The organism is Rhizobium sp. CG5, from assembly GCF_023701945.1.
Classification (GTDB): domain Bacteria; phylum Pseudomonadota; class Alphaproteobacteria; order Rhizobiales; family Rhizobiaceae; genus Allorhizobium.
This window is the reverse complement of the sequence record NZ_JABAEF010000003.1, coordinates 308,783-327,164: the sequence shown is the minus strand read 5'-3', so window position 1 is coordinate 327,164 and position 18,382 is coordinate 308,783. Positions and strand designations below refer to the sequence as shown.

The following is an 18,382-nucleotide window of genomic DNA, read 5'->3' as shown; positions in this document are numbered from 1 at the left end:
TTATCCTATCCGCCGAGTGTGCCGTCGAGATAGCGCTGAAGGGTTTCAGCGGTGCCGACTGTGCGCAAGCTAGCAAGAGCCTCACCGAAACGCTTGATGAATTGAGGGTTTTCCCCGACTTTGCCGAAGATGTCGCCAAGCGCCAGGAAGACGCGAGGATCGGCCTTGGAGGCCAGTGCCGTTGCATGCAGCCGGTCGGCGCTCGGATCGTTGAAGGTGATCTCCTTGCCGCTGTCGGTGACGCCCTCGAAATAGCGGCACCACAGGGCCGATACCAGCGCCAGACCGGTGACGTCGAGGCCCTTGGCAAGGCGATCGGCGGTCGAGGGCAGGATGAATTTCGGCTGGCGGTTGGAGCCGTCCTGCGCCAGGCGCGGAATGGTGTCGCCGATCTTCGGGTTGAGGAACCGGCTTTCGATCAGGGTGAAATAGTCGGCCAGGCTGGTATCGGGCACCGGCGGCACGATCGGGATGATCTCCTCGTTTTCCAGCTTGGCGAGATAGGCGCGGATCAACGGATTTTCCATGGATTCGTGCACGAAGTGAATGTCCATCAGGGCGGCCGGATAGGCGATGGCCGCATGGCCGCCGTTGAGGATACGCAGCTTCATCAGCTCGTAAGGGGCGACGTCCTTCACGAAGGTGACGCCGACCTCTTCCAGCGCCGGGCGGCCGAGCGGGAACTTGTCCTCCAGCACCCATTGCTTGAACTCTTCGCAGAACACAGGCCATTTGTCGTCGATGCCGTAGGTGTCGCGGGCAATGCCGATCTCGCGCTCGCCGGTGGCCGGCGTGATGCGGTCGACCATGGCATTGGGGAAGGCGACATTCTCCTCGATCCAGTGGGCGAAATCCGGGTCCGACAGCTTTGCGAGGCCGGTGACGGTCGCCTCGGTCACTTCGCCATTGCCGGGGATATTGTCGCAGCACATCACGGTGAAGGGCGGAATGCCGGCGGCGCGGCGGGCCCTGAGGCCAGCGATAATCAGGCCGAAGACGCTTTTCGGATGGCTCGGATCGGCGGCATCGGCGACCATGGCCGGATGGGTCGGATCGAACTTGCCGGTGGCCGGGTCGATGTAGTAGCCGCCCTCGGTGATCGTCATCGACACGATGCGGATCGCCGGGTCCGCCAGGGCGGCTACAATCTTGTCAAAATCCGGCGCGGTCAGGATGCCGGTCATCGGTCCGGTGACGGTGGCCGCACTGCGGTTGTTGTCCTGCTCGACGACGGTGGTCAGATAATCCTGGGATTCGAGCTTCTCCTTCATCAGCCGGTCCGACGGCATGATGCCGGCGCCGAGAATGGCCCAGTCGAGATCCCGGCCCTTGTTGAACAGCTCATGGAGATAGATCGCCTGGTGGGCGCGGTGGAAATTGCCGACGCCGAAATGCAGGATGCCGGCTTTCAGCTGGTCGCGGCGATAGGAGGGCACTGACGCCGTCGAGGCGATGTCGGCGAGATGGGCGAGCGATAGGGTATGGGTCATGTCACGGTCCTCGGGGTGCGAGACGCAAAGTCTTTCAGCGATCTGAGCGCCGGAGCGCTCAGCTCATCCAGTTGCCGCCGTCGACATTGTATGTCTGGGCGACGATGTAGTCGGCTTCGGGCGAGGCGAGGAAGATCGCCATGCCGGTCAGGTCCTCGGCCCGGCCCATGCGGCCGAAGGGCACGGCGGCGCCGACCTGTTTCTTCTTTTCGCCCGGTGCCAGATTTTCGTGTCGGGCAAACAGCGCGTCGACACCATCCCAATGCTCGCCGTCGACCACGCCGGGGGCGATCGCGTTGACATTGATGCCGTGCTTGATCAGGTCGAGGCCGGCCGATTGGGTGAGCGAGATGATCGCTGCCTTGGTGGCGCAGTAGACGCCGACCAGCGCTTCGCCGCGCCGTCCGGCCTGGCTGGCCATATTGATGATCTTGCCGCCCGTGCCTCGCGAGATCATCGATCGGGCTGCGGCCTGCAGCATGAACAGCGAGCCGGCGACGTTGATCGCAAACAGCCGGTCGTAGCTGGCCCTGGTAATCTCGACGATCGGCGCCAGATCGAACAAAGCGGCATTGTTGATCAGGATATCGAGCCCGCCGGTCTTTTCCTCGACGGCGCGGACGGCGGCGTCGATGGAGGACTGTTCGGTGACGTCAAGCAGAACCGGATAGGCATTCGGTCCGAGTTCGGCTGCCGTGTCGCTGGCCCGCACGAAGTCGATATCGGCAATGGCAACGGTGGCGCCTTCGGCGATATAGGCCTTTGCAAAGGCGCGGCCGATGCCGCGGGCCGAGCCGGTGATCAGGGCGCTTTTTCCATCCAGCCTGTTCATCGGATTGCCAGCCCCTTGTCGTCGAAGCGGTGGATGCGGTCGGCATCCGGGGTCAGGAAGACCTTGTCGCCATGGCCGACGGGGAAATCACCGCTGGTGCGCACCGTCACCATGCCGATCTCGTCGACATGAATGTGCAGGAAGGTGTCGGATCCCAGATGCTCGGCGACGCCGACGGTGCCGGGCCAGGTGCCGCTCTCCTTGGAGAGTTTGATATGTTCCGGCCGGAAGCCGATGGTGTGGGCCTGGTATGGGGGGGCCAGCGCGCCGCTGGCAAAGTTCATGCGCGGCGAGCCGATGAAGCCGGCGACGAAGATGTTGTCGGGCTTGTTGTAGAGATCGAGCGGCGAGCCGACTTGCTCGATATGGCCGGCACTCAGCACGACGATCTTGTCGGCCATGGTCATGGCCTCCACCTGGTCGTGGGTGACGTAGATCATCGTCGTCTTCAGCTGCTGGTGCAACTCGCTGATCTCCAGCCGCATGGTGCCGCGCAGCGAGGCGTCGAGGTTGGATAGCGGTTCGTCGAACAGGAAGGCCGAGGGTTCGCGCACGATGGCACGGCCGATGGCGACGCGCTGGCGCTGGCCGCCGGACAGCTGGCCGGGACGCCGGTCGAGATAATTGGTGAGGTTCAGCACCTTGGCGGCGTCGTTGACCTTCTTGTCGATGACGGCGGGATCGAGCTTGGCCATCTTCAGCGGGAAGGCGATGTTGTTGCGCACCGACATATGCGGATAGAGCGCATAGGACTGGAACACCATGGCAAGACCGCGCTTGGCGGGCGCTTCGCCGGTGACGTCACGGCCGTCGATGACGATATGGCCGCTTGTCGTGTCCTCCAGGCCGGCGATCAGGCGCAAAAGCGTCGACTTGCCGCAACCCGACGGGCCGACGAAGACGACGAATTCGCCTTCCTTGATCTCCAGGTCGATGCCTGGAATGACGATGGTCGCCCCAAAGGATTTGGAGACCTTGTTGAGTACGATATTGCCCATGTTGTTTTCTCCCCGAGCGTTCTCGGCTTATTGGATTGCCGACGTCTCTTATTTCACCGCGCCGAAGGTCAGGCCGCGCACGAGTTGCTTCTGGCTGAACCAGCCCATGATCAGGATCGGCGCGATGGCGAGCGTCGATGCGGCCGACAGTTTTGCCCAGAACAGCCCCTGCGGACTGGAAAACGAGCTGATGAAGGCCGTCAGCGGCGCGGCATTGGTCGCCGTCAGGCGGATCGTCCAGAAGGCTTCGTTCCAGGCAAGGATGATGTTGAGCAGCATGGTCGAGGCGATGCCCGGCACGGCCATCGGGGTCAGGACATAGATGATCTCGTTCCACAGCGAGGCGCCGTCCATGCGGGCCGCTTCGAGGATTTCCGACGGAATTTCCCGGAAGTAGGTGTAGAGCATCCAGACGACGATCGGCAGGTTGATCATGGTCAGCATGACGGTCAGGCCGATGCGGCTATCCAGAAGCCCAAGGTTGCGGAAGATCAGGTACATCGGAAACAGCACCGCCACCGCCGGCATCATCTTGGTCGACAGCATCCACATCAGGATGTCCTTGGTGCGCCGGGTCGGCGAAAAGGCCATGGACCAGGCGGCCGGAACGGCGATCAGCAGCGCCAAAAGCGTGGAGCCGACCGACAGGATCACCGAGTTCATGAAGGGTTTGAAATAGTTGTACTGGCCCTGGACCTCGGCATAGCTTTCGAGTGTCCCGGACGGGATCATGTTGAAGCCGGCGATCGCCTCCGTTTCCGATTTGAACGACGTGATGATCGTATAGAGGATCGGAAAGAAGATGATGAGGGCGACGATCCAGGCCGCCACGGTGAAGACTGCCTTGCGTTTTGTGCTGATAGCGCGTGCCATGATGTCTTCTCCTACTTGTCCAGGTTCCGGCCGACGGCGCGCATGGCGAAGAAGGCGACGATATTGGCAAGGATGACGGCGATGATGCCGCCGGCGGATGCCTGGCCGATTTTGAATTCGAGCGAGGCCTTCTGGTAGACTAGGAAGGGCAGGTTGGTGGAGGCGTAGCCGGGGCCGCCATTGGTGGTGACGAGGATTTCCGCATAGACGGCCAGCAGGAAGATCGTCTGGATCAGGATGACCACAGTGATCGCCCGCGACATGTGCGGCAGCGTCAGATACCAGAAGCGCGACAGAAAACCGGCGCCGTCCATTTCGGCGGCTTCCTTCTGCTCGCCGTCGAGCGACTGCAGCGAGGTGAGCAGGATGAGGGTGGCAAACGGCAGCCATTGCCAGGCGACGATGATGATGATCGAAAACAGCGGATATTGCGCGAACCAGTCGACCGGCTGCAGGCCGAAAAACCGGGAGATATCGGCGAAAACGCCGTAACTCGGGTGCATGATCATGTTCTTCCAGACCAGGGCTGCCACCGGCGGCATGACGAAGAACGGTGAGATCACCAGGATGCGCACGATCCCCTGGCCGAAGATCGGCTGGTCGAGCAGCAGCGCCAAAAGGGTGCCGCCGATCACGGTGATCAATAGCACGCTGCCGACGATCAAAAGCGTGTTGATGATCGAATAGAGGAAGGCGGGGTTGGAATAGAACAGCGCGTAATTGGAAAAGCCGACGAAGCCGTCGCGGATCGGGTTCAGCGGATTGTACTGCTGGAACGAGAACCACAGGGTAATGCCGAGCGGTATGATCATCCAGATGAACAGCATCAGCACGGATGGCGCCAGCATCAGCCTGGCAAGGGTTTGCGTCTGTCGCGTGGCCATGAAAGTCCTCCCTCGATTGATCTGGACCGTTCGGTCTCTCGGTATTTTTTCTAGGCGACCATGCGGCCGATGGGATCACAGGGGCTGGCGCGGTCTTCATGCAACTGCGTGACGTGTCATGCCTGAACAATTTGGAACGATCGGCGATCTTTCATTTCAGGCTTGAGAGAGACAAAGGCCGCCCGCTTTGACGGGCGGCCAGTTGGCAGGTCTGGTTCAATGGACCAGACCCTGCTGCATGCAAGCGGCACTCTTATTGGATATAGCCGCCTTCGGTCATGGTTGCCGTCGAGACATCCTGGGCCTGCTTCAGCGCGTCGTCGACGCTCATCTGACCGGCAAGGGCTGCCGAGAAGAGCTGGCCGACCGTCGTGCCAAGGCCCTGGAATTCAGGAATGGCGACGAACTGCACACCGACATAGGGCACCGGCTTGACAGTCGGCTTGGTCGGGTCGGCGGCGTTGATGCTGTCGAGCGTCATCTTGGCGAACGGAGCCGCCTTCTGGTACTCGGGGTTGGCGTAGAGCGAGGAGCGCGTGCCCGGAGGAACGTTGGCCCAGCCTTCCTTGGAGGCGACGAGGTCGAGATAGGCCTTGCCGGTTGCCCAGGAAACGAATTTCTGGGCGGCTTCGGCCTTCTGCGTGCCAGCCGGTACGGCGAGCGACCATGCCCACAGCCAGTTGCCGCGCTTGCCGAGACCGGTGTCGGGGGCCAGCGCATAGCCGACCTTGTCGGCAACCGTCGAGTCCTTCGGGTTGGACACGAAGGAGGCTGCCACCGTGGCATCGATCCACATGCCGCATTTGCCCTGCTGGAACAGCGCCAGGTTCTCGTTGAAGCCGTTGGAGGAGGCGCCGACCGGGCCTGCGTCCTTCATCAGGTCGACGTAGAACTGCAGGGTGTTCTTCCATTCGGCTTGGTCGAACTGCGGCTTCCACTCTTCGTCGAACCAGCGGGCGCCGAACGAGTTGGACATGGCTGTCAGGAAGGCCATGTTTTCGCCCCAGCCGGCCTTGCCGCGCAGGCAGATGCCGTTGATCTCAGTGCTGCGGTCGGTCATCTTGCGGGCCGCATCGGCGACGAATTCCCAGGTGGGCGCGTCGGGCATGGTGAGGCCGGCCTTTTCCATCAGGTCCTTGCGGTACATGATGAACGAGCTTTCGCCGTAGAACGGGGCTGCATACAGCTTGCCGTCGACGGAGAGACCGCCGGCAATCGCCGGGATGATGTCGGCAGCGTCATAATCGGCACCGAGATTGTCGAGCGGCAGGAGCCATTCCTGCTTGGCCCAGATCGGGACTTCATAGGTGCCGATCGTCATGACGTCATACTGGCCGCCCTTGGTGGCGATATCCGTGGTGACGCGTTCGCGCAGCACGTTTTCTTCCAGCGTGACCCATTCAACCTGAATGTCGGGGTTTTTTGCGGTGAAATCTTCCGTCAGCTTTTGCATCCGGATCATGTCGCCGTTGTTGACGGTGGCAACGGTGAGGGTTTCAGCCGAGGCCATGGTGGCAAGGGCCAATACCGAGCAGGCGCCCAGTAGAATTGTTTTCAGTGTCATGGTCTTCCTCCCAGAAGAGAAATGAGCAATCGCTAGGCTCATGGGCAATTACTCACTTTTGACGGTGCGAAAGTCAATGCTGAATCCATGCTGCACCGCCGAAGCGGCAGGTTAGCGCGTTGAATCAATGTCAGAAAAACTTATTCTGGAGGATGCTCAGATCTTCAGAAGGTAGCGCGCCGTGTCCTCATCGGTGATGAGGGCGTTGACAAAGCGGCCTTTGACGGCGGCGCGGATGGCGGCGTATTTGCGCTTGCCCTTGGCAATGCCGATGACGCAGGAGGTGTCGCGCGACGGTAGCGCAATACTGGCGACGCGCTCGTTGACGGGATTGTCGAGCAATTGCCCGTCGGCATCGAAAATCCAGCCGCAGATCTCGCCGGTGGCGCCGGCCGCCAGCAGATCTTCCATCTCATTGGCCTGCAGAAAACCGTCGACTTCGAGCGGCGCCTGGTGGTCCATCTCGCCGATGCCGACAAAGGTCACGTCGGCCTTGGCGCCCAGCGAAATCGTCGGGATGACCAGGGCCTGCTGGTGCAGCAGGTCGCGCTCGGCGCGCGACGAGACCAGCACGGGCAGGGGCATGGGAAAATGGCGGGCCTGGATGGCGTCGGCCATCGAGAAGATGACGTTGTAATAGGCGGCCGAGCCGTCCGGGCTGATATTGCCGGTCAGCGAGACGATGCGGTGCTGCGGACAGGCCATCGGCGGCAACTGGTCGACGGCGGCGCGCAGGGTTCGTCCGGTGCCGATGGCCAGGATCAGCGGCTCGGGCTGTTTCAGCCAGCGCTCGATTTCGGCGGCCCCCGCTTCGGCAAGGCCCGTGGTGGCCGAGTCCGAGCCCGGATCGCTCGGCACGATTTCCACCTGCCTAAGGCCATATTTGCGCTTCACGGCTTCGCCGAGCTCGAGACAGACGGCGATCGGGTGGTCGAGGCGGACCTTGATCAGCTTTTCGGCAACGGCCAGCGAGACGAGGCGCTGGGCGCTCTGGCGGGAAATGCCCATGGCGGCGGCGATTTCGTCCTGGGTGCGGCCGGCCACGTAATAGAGCCATCCGGCCCGTGCCGCATCGTCAAATCGTCCGTTGCTGCCTGCTTTGCGTGCCATGGAAACCCTTTGCCTTAATCTGAGTAACCCTGCCGGATTTGGCTGTCAATTGCCGAGCGGGTGCCGAGCGAGCGCCGATCAGGACGGGTTCTGGTTCGATGCCAGCACCAGCTCCACCTGGTTGTCGGCCAGCATCGCGGCGATATCGTCCGGCGGGCGCCGGTCGGTGACCAGCATGTCATAGGTCGACGGCGCGCCGATGATGATCGGCGCCTTGCGGCCGAACTTGCCGGCATCGGCGACGATCATCCGGCAGTCGGCCTGCTTTGCCGCTTCGCGGGAGAAATCCGCCTCATTCATGTCCTGCAGCATGAAGCCATGGGCGGCATCGATGGCGGTGACCGACAGGATGGCGTAGCGGACCTGGAAGCGGCGCACGAAGGTGATCGCCTCCTGCCCGAAGGCGCCGCCATCGTGGGAGCGCAACTCGCCGCCGGCGAAAAACACCCGGTTGCCGTTGCGGGTCGCCAGCGTCTGGGCGACGGCCAGCGAATTGGTGACGACGAACAGATTCTGGTGCTTTTGCAGCGCCACGGCGATGAAGGCGGTGGTCGAGCCGATATCGAGGAACAGCGTGTCGCCATCGGCGATCCGGCTGGCGACGGCAGCGGCGATCGAGCGCTTGGCTTCCGGGTTTTCGCCCATGCGGAAATGCAGAGGCGGTTCGTTGCCGCTGTCCTTCAAATGGACGCCGCCATGCACCTTGGTCACCAGGCCGTTGGCCTCGAGTGTGCGGATATTGCGGCGGATGGTTTCTTCCGAGACGGCAAGGCGTTCGGCCAGGAACTGGATGCGGACCGATCCGCCGGCCAGACGCAATTCGTCCAGAATTTCCCGTTCGCGGTGGTTGGAAAAGGCCTGCTGCGGGTCCGGTTCTGCCATTCTTGAGACGTCCATGGGGTTTGTCGTCGACATCAATGCTGCGTGCATCGACCGCCTCCCTTCCGCATGAGATGGGATCGGCACGGCTCGATGCTTCGAAAGCCTAACGCGGCTGCTGATAAAAATCCACATATTCCCAATATTTCGTTTCTTTCTGTGGTTTTATCTTGACAGGGAAGGCGTTGTGTCCAACCATTTCGGGCAAATGCGCAGGCGAGCGGATCGAGGTTTTCAACCTCCAGCCGGCTCGGATATGGGCGACGGGAACGAGAGGATAGGCATGGTCACTTCGCCGGAGGACAGGATCTCCGCGCTCGACATCTGGTCGGGTCCGGTCCGCATCGCGCCGCTTGATGGCGGCATGACCAACCGCAATTATCTGGTGCAGGACACCGTCCGGCGCTCAGTGGTGCGGTTCGGCGATGACATTCCCGTGCACCATATCAGCCGTGCCAACGAGCTTGCCGCCAGCCGCGCCGCCCATGCGGCGGGCATCTCGCCGGCGGTGGTGCATGCCGCCCCCGGCCTGTTGGTGCTCGACTATATCGAGGCGCGCACGCTCTCAGCCGAAGAGGTGCGCCAGCCGCAGATGCTTTCCCGCATCGTGCCGCTGATCCGCGCCTGCCACCACGAGATCCCAAAGTATTTCCGCGGTCCGGCGATGATTTTCTGGGTCTTCCATGTGATCCGCGACTATGCGGCAAGCCTTGCCGACAGCGGCAGCCGGCACATGACCCTGCTGCCGTCGCTGGTCGCCAAAGCCGAAGGGCTGGAACGGGCGGCCGGGCCCTTCGATTTCGCCTTCGGGCACAATGACCTGCTGGCGGCCAATATTCTCGACGACGGCAAGCGGCTGTGGCTTATCGACTGGGACTATGCCGGCTTCAACACGCCGCTGTTCGATCTCGGCGGTCTCGCCTCCAACAACGGATTTTCCGACGACGACGAGCGGTGGCTGCTTGAGAGCTATTTCGATACGGCGCAAGGCGAGGCGCAGATGCGGCGCTACCGGGCGATGAAATGCGCCTCGCTGCTGCGCGAGACCCTGTGGAGCATGATCTCGGAACTCCACTCGACGATCGACTTCGACTATGCGGCCTATACGGCCGAGAACCTGGCCCGTTTCAACGAGGCCTATGACATCTTCAGCACGCGGTGAGACCATGAGCAAAAAAGACCTGCCCAGCACAGCCAAGGCCGTCGTCATCGGCGGCGGCATTATCGGCTGCTCGACGGCCTATCATCTGGCCAAGCTTGGTCTGACCGATACCGTGCTCCTGGAGCGCCACAAGCTGACCTCCGGCACCACCTTCCATGCCGCGGGCCTGGTCGGCCAGTTGCGCACCAGCGCCAATATCACGCAATTGCTCGGCTATTCGGTCGAGCTCTACAAGACACTGGAGGCCGAGACCGGGCTTGGCACCGGCTGGAAGATGAATGGCGGGTTGCGGCTCGCCTGCAATGCCGAGCGCTGGACCGAGGTCAAGCGGCAGGCGACGACCGCGCAATCCTTCGGGCTCGACATGCAATTGCTGACGCCGAAGGAGGCGCTGGACCTCTGGCCGCTGATGACCATCGACGACCTGGTCGGTGCGGCCTTCCTGCCAACCGACGGCCAGGCCAATCCGTCCGACATCACCCAGGCCTTGGCGCGGGGTGCGCGCATGGCCGGCGCCTCGATCTTCGAGGATACCGAGGTGCTTGACCTGGAGATCGACAAGGGGCGGATCCGCGCCGTTCTCACCTCGCGCGGCCGCATCGAATGCGAGCGGGTGGTGGTCTGCGCGGGGCAGTGGACACGGGCCTTTGCGGCGCGCTTCGGCGTCAACGTGCCGCTGGTCTCCGTCGAGCATCAATACATGATCACCGAAGGTTTCGGCGTGCCGTCCAATCTGCCGACCCTGCGCGATCCCGACCGGCTGACCTATTACAAGGAAGAGGTCGGCGGGCTGGTGATGGGCGGCTACGAGCCGAACCCGATCGCCTGGGCGGTGAACGGCATTCCCGACGGCTTTCATTATTCGCTGCTCGACAGCAATTTCGACCATTTCGAGCAGATCATGGAACAGGCGCTCGGCCGCGTGCCGGCGCTGGAGACGGCCGGCATCAAGCAATTGCTGAACGGGCCGGAGAGCTTCACGCCGGATGGCAATTTCATTCTCGGCGAGGCGCCGGAGCTGAAGAACTTTTTCGTCGGCGCCGGCTTCAATGCGTTTGGCATCGCGTCGGGCGGCGGGGCCGGCATGGCCTTGGCCGAATGGGTGCACAAGGGCGAACCGCCCTACGATCTCTGGCCGGTCGACATCCGCCGTTTCGGCCGTCCGCATTTCGACACGGACTGGGTGCGCACCCGCACGCTGGAGGCCTATGGCAAGCACTATACGCTGGCCTTCCCGCATGAGGAATATTCAAGCGGCCGCCCCTGCCGCAAGTCGCCGCTCTATGACCGGCTGAAGGCGCAAGGCGCCTGCTTCGGCGAAAAGCTCGGCTGGGAGCGGCCCAACTGGTTCGCCGATCTTGCCGCCGGCGAGGTGGCCAAGGATGTCTACAGCTATGAGCGGCAGAACTGGTTCGCTGCGGTCGGCCGCGAGCACAAGGCAGTGCGCGAGGACGCTGTGATCTTCGACCAGACCTCATTTGCCAAATTCGTGCTGAAGGGCCGCGACGCCGACGCCGCTTTGTCATGGATTGCCGCCAACGACGTGGCAAAGCCGGTCGGCACGCTGACCTATACGCAGATGCTCAACGACAAGGGCGGCATCGAATGCGACGTCACCGTGGCGCGCATCACCGAGACCGAGTTCTACATCGTCACCGGCACCGGCTTTGCCACCCATGATTTCGACTGGATCGCCAAAAACATCCCCGAAGGCCTGCATGCCGAACTGGTCGACGTCACCTCGGCCTATACGGTGCTGTCGCTGATGGGGCCGAAGGCGAGGACCATCCTGGAAAAGGTGACGCGGGCCGATGTGTCCAACGCCGCCTTCCCGTTCGGGCGGGTGAAGACGATCGGCATTGCCGGCTGCCCGGTGCGGGCGCTGCGGGTCACCTATGTCGGCGAGCTCGGCTACGAGCTGCATCTGCCGGTCGAATATGCCGGCAGTGTCTACGATGCGCTGATGGCGGCCGGCAAGGAGGATGGTCTGGTCAATGCCGGCTATCGCGCCATCGAAAGCTGCCGGCTCGAAAAGGGCTACCGCGCCTGGGGTTCCGATATCGGGCCGGACCATACGCCGGTGGAGGCGGGCCTTGCCTGGGCGGTCAAGACGCGCAAAGCCATTCCCTTCAAGGGCCGCGAGGCGATCGAGCGGCAGCTGTCTGCCGGCGTCAGGAAACGCATGGCAGCCTTCGTCGTCGACGATCCGGCCGTGGTGCTGCTCGGCCGCGAGACGATCTACCGCGATGGCCAGCGGGTCGGCTGGCTGTCGAGCGGCGGCTTCGGCTACACGCTCGGCAAACCGATCGGCTACGGCTTCGTGCGCAACCCCGACGGCGTGACGGAAGACTATGTGCTGTCCGGCACTTACGAGCTGGATGTGGCAATGACGCGGTTTGCCTGCACGGTATCGCTGGCGCCGCTCTACGACCCCGGCATGGCGCGCATCAAGAGCTGACCGGCGGCTGTGTCTGCATGTGGAAGAGGCGCATGGGGTCATCGGGTCTCCCTCTTCTCCCCAGCGGGGAGAAGATGCCCGCAAGGGCAGATGAGGGGGCCGAGTGCGCTGGCGCTTACCCCCTCATCCGGCGCTGCGCGCCACCTTCTCCCCGAGGGGAGAAGACGATCCGCAGGCGTCCTGCCATGTCCCGGTGTGCGAGGGTCGTCGATCTTGAACGCGAGAGAGGGCTCTCAGCATTTTCCCCGTTGACCGCGCATTTTCGAGCAGCGATACCGCAGGGCACAACGATGCCGCATAACTCGAATGGACCTGCCATGAAACTGTCGATCCCTGATGCCGAAACCCTGGTTGCCGAAGTGCTGATGGGCAAGGGGGTGGCGGAAGGCAATGCCCGGTCGGTGGCCCGGGCGCTGGTGGCGGCGGAGGTGGCGGGGCAGGGCGGCCATGGCCTGCGCCGCGTTCCGGCCTATGCGGCCCAGGCGGTGGCCGGCAAGGTCAATGGCCAGGCGGTGCCTGTCGCAACCCGGCCGAAACCCGGCGTGCTGCTGATCGATGCCCAGAACGGTTATGCCTATCCGGCGCTGGATCTCGCCGTCGAGCACCTGGTGCCGATGGCGCGCGAGCAGGGCATCGCCATTGCCGCGATCCGCCGCTCCCATCATGCCGGGGTGATGGCGCTGACCGTCGAGCGTTTTGCGCAAGCGGGGCTGGCGGCGATGATGTTTGCCAATGCGCCGGCTGCCATGGCGCCCTGGGGCGGCCGCAAGCCGCTCTATGGCACCAATCCGATCGCCTTTGCCACGCCGGTTGCCGGCGCCGAGCCGATCGTCATCGATCTGGCGCTGTCGAAGGTGGCGCGCGGCAAGATCATGGCGGCCGTGCAGAAGAACGAGCCGGTGCCGGAGGATTGGGCCTTCGACGTCGACGGCCATCCGACAACCGACCCCCGTGCGGCGCTTGCCGGCACCATGGCGCCGCTGGGTGGAGCCAAGGGGGCGGCGCTGGCCATGATGGTGGAAATCCTGTCGGCCGGCATGATCGGCGCCAATTATGCCTATGAGGCCTCGTCGCTGTTCGACGACCAGGGTGCGCCGGTGGCGCTTGGCCAGACGATCATCGCCATCGATCCGGTGGCAACCGGCGGCACCGGAGTGCTCGACCGGTTGCGCGACCTGGCCGACGAGATCGGCGCGCAGGAGGGCGTGCGCATTCCGGGCCGCCGTGGCCAGACCCTGCGGGCCAAAGCGCTGGAAGGCGGCATCGAGATCGACGACGAGGTGGTTGCAGCGGCGCGCAACGCCTGACGCGGATCGCGCTTACGCCTCGTAGTCGGTGCGGCTGATCTGGTGGCGCTGCAGCTTGTCGTAAAAGGTCTTGCGCGGAATGCCGAGCGCCTCGATCGTGCGGCGGACATCGCCTGCATTGTCGGCCAGCGCCTGGCGGATCAGCGCCGCCTCGTGGTGCTCCATACGGTCGGGCAGCGACAGGCCCGGCGGTGTGTCGTCCCGAATGGGGGCGGCGGCGTCTTCGGCCAGACCCAGCACGGTGCGTTCGGCGTAGTGGGCGAGTTCGCGGACATTGCCCGGCCAGTCATGGCTCATCAGATGGTGATGGACGAAGGCCGGCAGGTCCGGCACGTCGCGGCGGAAACGCTGAGCGGCGCGATGCAGGAAATGGGAGAACAGCAGCGGAATGTCGCCGCGCCGCTCGCGCAGCGGCGGGATCGAGATGGTCACCACGTTCAGCCGGAAATAGAGGTCCTCGCGAAAACTGCCGCGCTGCGAGGGATCACCGAGATCGACCTTGGCGGCTGCGACGACGCGCAGGTCGATCGGCCTGACCTCATTGGTGCCGAGCGGCATGACCTCGCGCATTTCCAGCACGCGCAGCATCTTCACTTGCGTCGCCAGCGGCATGCTCTCGATCTCGTCGAGAAACAGCGTGCCGCCGCCGGCATGTTCGATGCGGCCGATGCGCTTCTTCTGGGCGCCGGTAAAGGCGCCGGGCTCATGGCCGAACAATTCGCTCTCGATGACGGTTTCCGGCAGGGCGCCGCAATTGAGCGCCACGAATTGGCCGCTGCGCCGCCGGCCCCAGCGATGCAGCAGGGTGGCCACCACTTCCTTGCCGCTGCCGGTTTCGCCGGCCACCAGCACGTCGACATCGGTGTCGGCGATCTGGCGCAGCGTGGCGCGCAGCCGCTCCATGGCCGGCGTCTGGCCGATCAGCGGCAGGTCGTCGCCGGCACTCTCCGCCATCTGCCGCAGGGCGCGGTTTTCCAGCACCAGCCGGCGCTTTTCCGCGGCGCGGCGCACGCTTTGCACCAGTCGGTCGGCGGCAAAGGGCTTTGCAATGAAATCATAAGCGCCATCCTGCAGCGCCTGCACCGCCATCTGGATATCGCCATGGCCGGTGATCAGGATAACCGGCAGGTCGGCATCGATCGCCTTCAGGCGGCTGAACAGCTGCAGCCCGTCCATGCCGGGCATGCGAATATCGGTGACGACGATGCCGCGGGTCTCGGCGGTGGTTTCGCTCAGCATGGCGGCGGCGTTTGAAAAGGCGCGGACGGCAAAGCCGGCCAGTTCCAGCGTCTGCTGCGTGGCGCGGCGCAGGTCCGCGTCGTCATCGACCAGGATGATTTCAATCGCCGTGCTCATGCCGGGTCCGCCTTCTTGAGGGTCACGGCAAATGTCGTGCCGGTGCTGCTGCTGGTGACATCGATGCCGCCGCCATAATCGGCGGCGATGTCCTTGGCGATCACCAGGCCGAGACCGAGGCCGCCGTCCTTGGAGGTGTTGAAGGGAATGAACAGGCTTTTGAGGATGGCGTCTGGAATGCCCGGCCCGTTGTCGGCAACCTCGATCACCACCTCGCCGGCGGAGGCTAGCCCAAGCGACACGTCGATGCGGCCGCCGGGACTGTCGCCGATTGCCTCAAGCGCATTCTGCAGCAGGTTGATGAAGATCTGTTCGAGCCGGATGCGGTTGCCGTGGACGCAGAGCGACGGTGGAATTTCGGCGATGTGCAGCGTGTCCATGCGCCCGGAAAAGCGGCTGCGCAGCAGGAAGAGGGCGCCCTCCAGCACGGTTGCCACGGCGATCGGTTCGGCGGCGCCGCGGCCCTTGCGGGCCAGCGTCTTCAGTTCGTCGGTAATGGTGCCGATCCGCTCCGTCAGGCCGGCGATCAGGACCAGGTTTTCCGCGGCCGTCTCGGGGCGGCCGCGGTCGAGGAAGGTGCGGGCATTGTCGGCATAGGCGCGGATGGTGGCCACCGGCTGGTTGATCTCATGGGCGACGCCGGCCGCCACCTGGCCGAGAATGGCCAGCCGGTTGGCCTGCACCAGTTCCTGCTGCACGGTCTGCAGCTTGGTCTCGGTGCTGCGGTGGCCGGCGATTTCGGCCTGCAGGCGCTCGCCGGCAAGGCTGAGCGCCTGGGTCCGCTCAATCACCCGGCGCTCCAGTTCGTCGCGCCCCTTGCGGTCCTGAGCGGCGCGGCGCAGGGCGCGCTCACGGCGATAGAGCAACCATGCGGCAAGGCCGATCATGGGCAGCAGGATCAGCAGTGCCTGCATTCGGCTTTGCCATGCACCGGATCTGGCGGCCGCATCGACCGGCGTCAGCAGGTGCAGGGTCCAGGGGGTGGAGGCGACCGCCGCCTGCAGGGCCAGCATCTGTTGGTTGGGTCCGGCTGTGTCTGGGGGCGGCTGCACGGTGATCAGGCCGCGGTGCCGGTCTCCGGTTTCGAGAAAGGGCAGGGGCGTCAGCGGCGCTTCGCCGAATTGCAGGCTGTCGCGGATTGCCTCGCGCCGGTCGGGCGCAATCGGCACGATGCTCGAAAACCGCCATTCCGGCCGGCTGGTCATCAGGACGATGCCGCTCTGGTCGGTGACGAAGGTCGGCTTGCCGGAGGCGCCCCATTCCCGCTCCAGCCCGTCGAATTCGACCTTGACCACCACGACGCCCAGCACGTCGCCGCCGGCCGTCTCGACGCGCCGCGAGATATAGAGGCCGGGCCGCTTGCTGACGCTGCCCAGCGCATAGTGTTCGGCGGTCCCGTCCCTCATGGCCAGCCGGAAATAGTCGCGAAACGCGTAGCTGCTGCCGACGAAGCTCGTTTCCTCGCGCCAGTTGCTGGAGGCAACCGTCACGCCATCGGTGCCGATCACGTAGATGACCGAGGCCTTGGTCTCGTCGATCAGACTTTCGAGCTTGCGGTCGAGGCCGTCCAGCAGGCCCTTGTCCTTGGTGGCCAGAGCGCCGCGCAGGTCAGCATCGGCTGACAGCACCAGCGGCAGGGCGCGCGGCCGTTCCAGCACGGCCTGCAGCAGCGCCACCTTGAGGCCGGCATCGGTGCGGGCATCGGCCTCGATGCGCTCCAGCGCCGCCCCTCGGCCATAGTCGCCGGCCGCATAGAGCACTGCCGCCAGCAGGAGGGCGGCGACGGCTGCAAAGACCAGCCAGGCCCGGCCGGGTCGCTCCCTTACTGCTGATGTTTTGTCGTCGCCGTTTCCGCTCATGGCCGTATTGTGCATGAATTCGCACGGATTTCAAAGGCCGTCGTGCGAATATCCGCACACACTAGGATGGCCTTTCCCACTCTCGAGATTATTATGTTTTACAATCAATGGCTTGTCGCTCGCGGCGCCAGTTGGCACGGGCCTTGCTGTTCAGATCTATCATCGGTCAAGGCCGTTGAATTTGACGAACGCAAGGTTGCCCGGGAGGCGGAACTCTTTCCGACGGGCATGATTGGAGGATACCATGATCATCGCATCCGCGGGCGAGACCCCACGCGTAAAACAAGCCTTTTACAAGCATCTCTATGTCCAGGTCCTGGCGGCCATCATCGCCGGCATCCTGCTCGGCCATTTCTATCCCGACATCGGCACGCAGCTGAAGCCGCTGGGCGATGCCTTCATCAAGCTGGTGAAGATGATCATCGCGCCGGTGATCTTCCTGACGGTGACCACCGGCATTGCCGGGATGAGCGACATGAAGAAGGTCGGCCGGGTTGCCGGCAAGGCCATGCTCTACTTCCTGACCTTCTCGACGCTGGCGCTGGTCGTCGGCCTGGTGGTGGCAAACGTCGTGCAGCCGGGCGCCGGCATGCATATCGATCCGGCCTCGCTCGATGCGGCGGCCGTCGCCACCTATACGCAAAAGGCCCATGACTCGTCGATCGTCGGCTTCCTGATGGGCATCATCCCGACCACCATCGTCGGGGCCTTTGCCGATGGCGACATCCTGCAGGTGCTGTTCTTCTCGGTGCTGTTCGGCATTTCGCTGGCGCTGGTCGGCGATGCCGGCAAGCCGGTCACCGATTTCCTGCATGCCGTGATCAACCCGATCTTCAAGCTGGTCGCCATCCTGATGAAGGCAGCCCCGATCGGCGCCTTCGGGGCGATGGCCTTTACCATCGGCAAATACGGCATTGCCTCGGTCGCCAACCTCGCCATGCTGATCGGCACCTTCTACCTGACCTCCTTCCTGTTCATCGTCGTCGTGCTTGGCGCCGTTGCCCGCTATAACGGTTTCTCGATCTTCGCGCTGATCCGCTATATCAAGGAAGAACTGCTGCTGGTGCTCGGCACGTCTTCCTCGGAAGCGGCATTGCCGGGCCTGATGAACAAGATGGAAAAGGCCGGCTGCAAGCGCTCGGTCGTCGGCCTGGTCATCCCGACCGGCTATTCCTTCAACCTCGATGGCACCAATATCTACATGACGCTGGCTGCCCTGTTCATTGCCCAGGCAACCGATATTCACCTGCCGCTCGGTGACCAGATCCTGCTTCTGGCGGTCGCCATGCTGAGCTCGAAGGGGGCGGCCGGTATCACCGGCGCCGGCTTCATCACGCTGGCCGCGACGCTTTCCGTCGTGCCTTCCGTGCCGGTGGCCGGCATGGCGCTGATCCTCGGCATCGACCGCTTCATGTCGGAATGCCGGGCACTGACCAACTTCATCGGCAATGCGGTGGCAACCGTCGTGGTCGCCCGCTGGGAAGGCGAGCTGGACGAAGGCCTGCTGCATGCAGCGCTTGGCGGCAAGGTCTACGAGGAAAACGTACCCGCGCCGGCCCTCAACCCGGCGGAGTAATCTTCGGCGCCGACCCAAGACGGTAAGCCGAAAC

At 63.8% G+C, this 18,382-nt stretch carries 14 protein-coding genes; 4 read left to right on the top strand and 10 right to left on the bottom strand.

Annotated elements, in window-relative coordinates; all coding sequences use genetic code 11:
- Positions 1-5: 5 nt before the first annotated feature.
- The 8 genes from HGO38_RS07435 to HGO38_RS07400 form a co-directional block, all read right to left on the bottom strand.
- Positions 6-1,490, bottom strand: a complete 1,485-nt coding sequence (locus tag HGO38_RS07435) for a mannitol dehydrogenase family protein (RefSeq protein ID WP_250955255.1) — start codon at positions 1,488-1,490, stop codon at positions 6-8.
- A gap of 58 nt (positions 1,491-1,548) precedes the next feature.
- On the bottom strand, positions 1,549-2,322 hold the full coding sequence (locus tag HGO38_RS07430) for an L-iditol 2-dehydrogenase (protein WP_250955254.1): 774 nt from the start codon (positions 2,320-2,322) through the stop codon (positions 1,549-1,551).
- Positions 2,319-3,320: an ABC transporter ATP-binding protein gene (locus tag HGO38_RS07425; protein ID WP_250955253.1), complete on the bottom strand. Its 1,002-nt coding sequence runs from the start codon at positions 3,318-3,320 to the stop codon at positions 2,319-2,321. Before HGO38_RS07425 ends, HGO38_RS07430 begins: the two co-directional genes overlap by 4 nt.
- A gap of 48 nt (positions 3,321-3,368) precedes the next feature.
- Complete coding sequence (locus HGO38_RS07420; RefSeq protein WP_250955252.1) at positions 3,369-4,193, bottom strand: carbohydrate ABC transporter permease; 825 nt, start codon at positions 4,191-4,193, stop codon at positions 3,369-3,371.
- A gap of 11 nt (positions 4,194-4,204) precedes the next feature.
- The gene (locus HGO38_RS07415; RefSeq protein WP_250955251.1) at positions 4,205-5,077 is read right to left on the bottom strand and encodes a carbohydrate ABC transporter permease; all 873 of its coding nucleotides are present in this window, start codon (positions 5,075-5,077) and stop codon (positions 4,205-4,207) included.
- Between the two features lie 253 nt (positions 5,078-5,330).
- Positions 5,331-6,641 carry an ABC transporter substrate-binding protein gene (locus HGO38_RS07410; RefSeq protein ID WP_250955250.1) on the bottom strand — a complete coding sequence of 437 codons (1,311 nt, stop codon included), beginning with the start codon at positions 6,639-6,641 and terminating at the stop codon, positions 5,331-5,333.
- 156 nt (positions 6,642-6,797) lie between these two features.
- Positions 6,798-7,751 (bottom strand): sugar-binding transcriptional regulator, encoded by a 954-nt coding sequence (locus HGO38_RS07405; RefSeq protein WP_250955249.1) that lies wholly within the window; start codon positions 7,749-7,751, stop codon positions 6,798-6,800.
- Positions 7,752-7,829: 78 nt separating this feature from the next.
- Positions 7,830-8,633 carry a DeoR/GlpR family DNA-binding transcription regulator gene (locus tag HGO38_RS07400; protein ID WP_250955248.1) on the bottom strand — a complete coding sequence of 268 codons (804 nt, stop codon included), beginning with the start codon at positions 8,631-8,633 and terminating at the stop codon, positions 7,830-7,832.
- Between the two features lie 280 nt (positions 8,634-8,913).
- On the opposite strand from HGO38_RS07400, the gene HGO38_RS07395 reads away from it, so the two are divergent.
- The 3 genes from HGO38_RS07395 to HGO38_RS07385 all read left to right on the top strand — a co-directional run bounded on the left by HGO38_RS07395 (position 8,914) and on the right by HGO38_RS07385 (position 13,557).
- The gene (locus HGO38_RS07395; RefSeq protein ID WP_250955247.1) at positions 8,914-9,792 is read left to right on the top strand and encodes a phosphotransferase; all 879 of its coding nucleotides are present in this window, start codon (positions 8,914-8,916) and stop codon (positions 9,790-9,792) included.
- A 4-nt stretch (positions 9,793-9,796) separates the two neighbouring features.
- A complete protein-coding gene (locus tag HGO38_RS07390; protein ID WP_250955246.1) occupies positions 9,797-12,250 on the top strand; it encodes a GcvT family protein in 2,454 nt (817 codons plus the stop codon).
- A gap of 317 nt (positions 12,251-12,567) precedes the next feature.
- The gene (locus tag HGO38_RS07385; protein WP_250955245.1) at positions 12,568-13,557 is read left to right on the top strand and encodes an Ldh family oxidoreductase; all 990 of its coding nucleotides are present in this window, start codon (positions 12,568-12,570) and stop codon (positions 13,555-13,557) included.
- A 12-nt stretch (positions 13,558-13,569) separates the two neighbouring features.
- Here the strand turns inward: HGO38_RS07385 and HGO38_RS07380 are convergent, their stop codons facing one another.
- On the bottom strand, positions 13,570-14,913 hold the full coding sequence (locus tag HGO38_RS07380) for a sigma-54-dependent transcriptional regulator (protein ID WP_250955244.1): 1,344 nt from the start codon (positions 14,911-14,913) through the stop codon (positions 13,570-13,572).
- Positions 14,910-16,787, bottom strand: coding sequence for a sensor histidine kinase (locus HGO38_RS07375; protein ID WP_502941509.1), 1,878 nt, complete (start codon positions 16,785-16,787; stop codon positions 14,910-14,912). Before HGO38_RS07375 ends, HGO38_RS07380 begins: the two co-directional genes overlap by 4 nt.
- A 229-nt stretch (positions 16,788-17,016) precedes the next feature.
- Here HGO38_RS07375 and HGO38_RS07370 point away from each other — a divergent pair, with 229 nt between their 5' ends.
- Complete coding sequence (locus HGO38_RS07370; RefSeq protein ID WP_250955242.1) at positions 17,017-18,348, top strand: dicarboxylate/amino acid:cation symporter; 1,332 nt, start codon at positions 17,017-17,019, stop codon at positions 18,346-18,348.
- Positions 18,349-18,382: the final 34 nt, after the last annotated feature.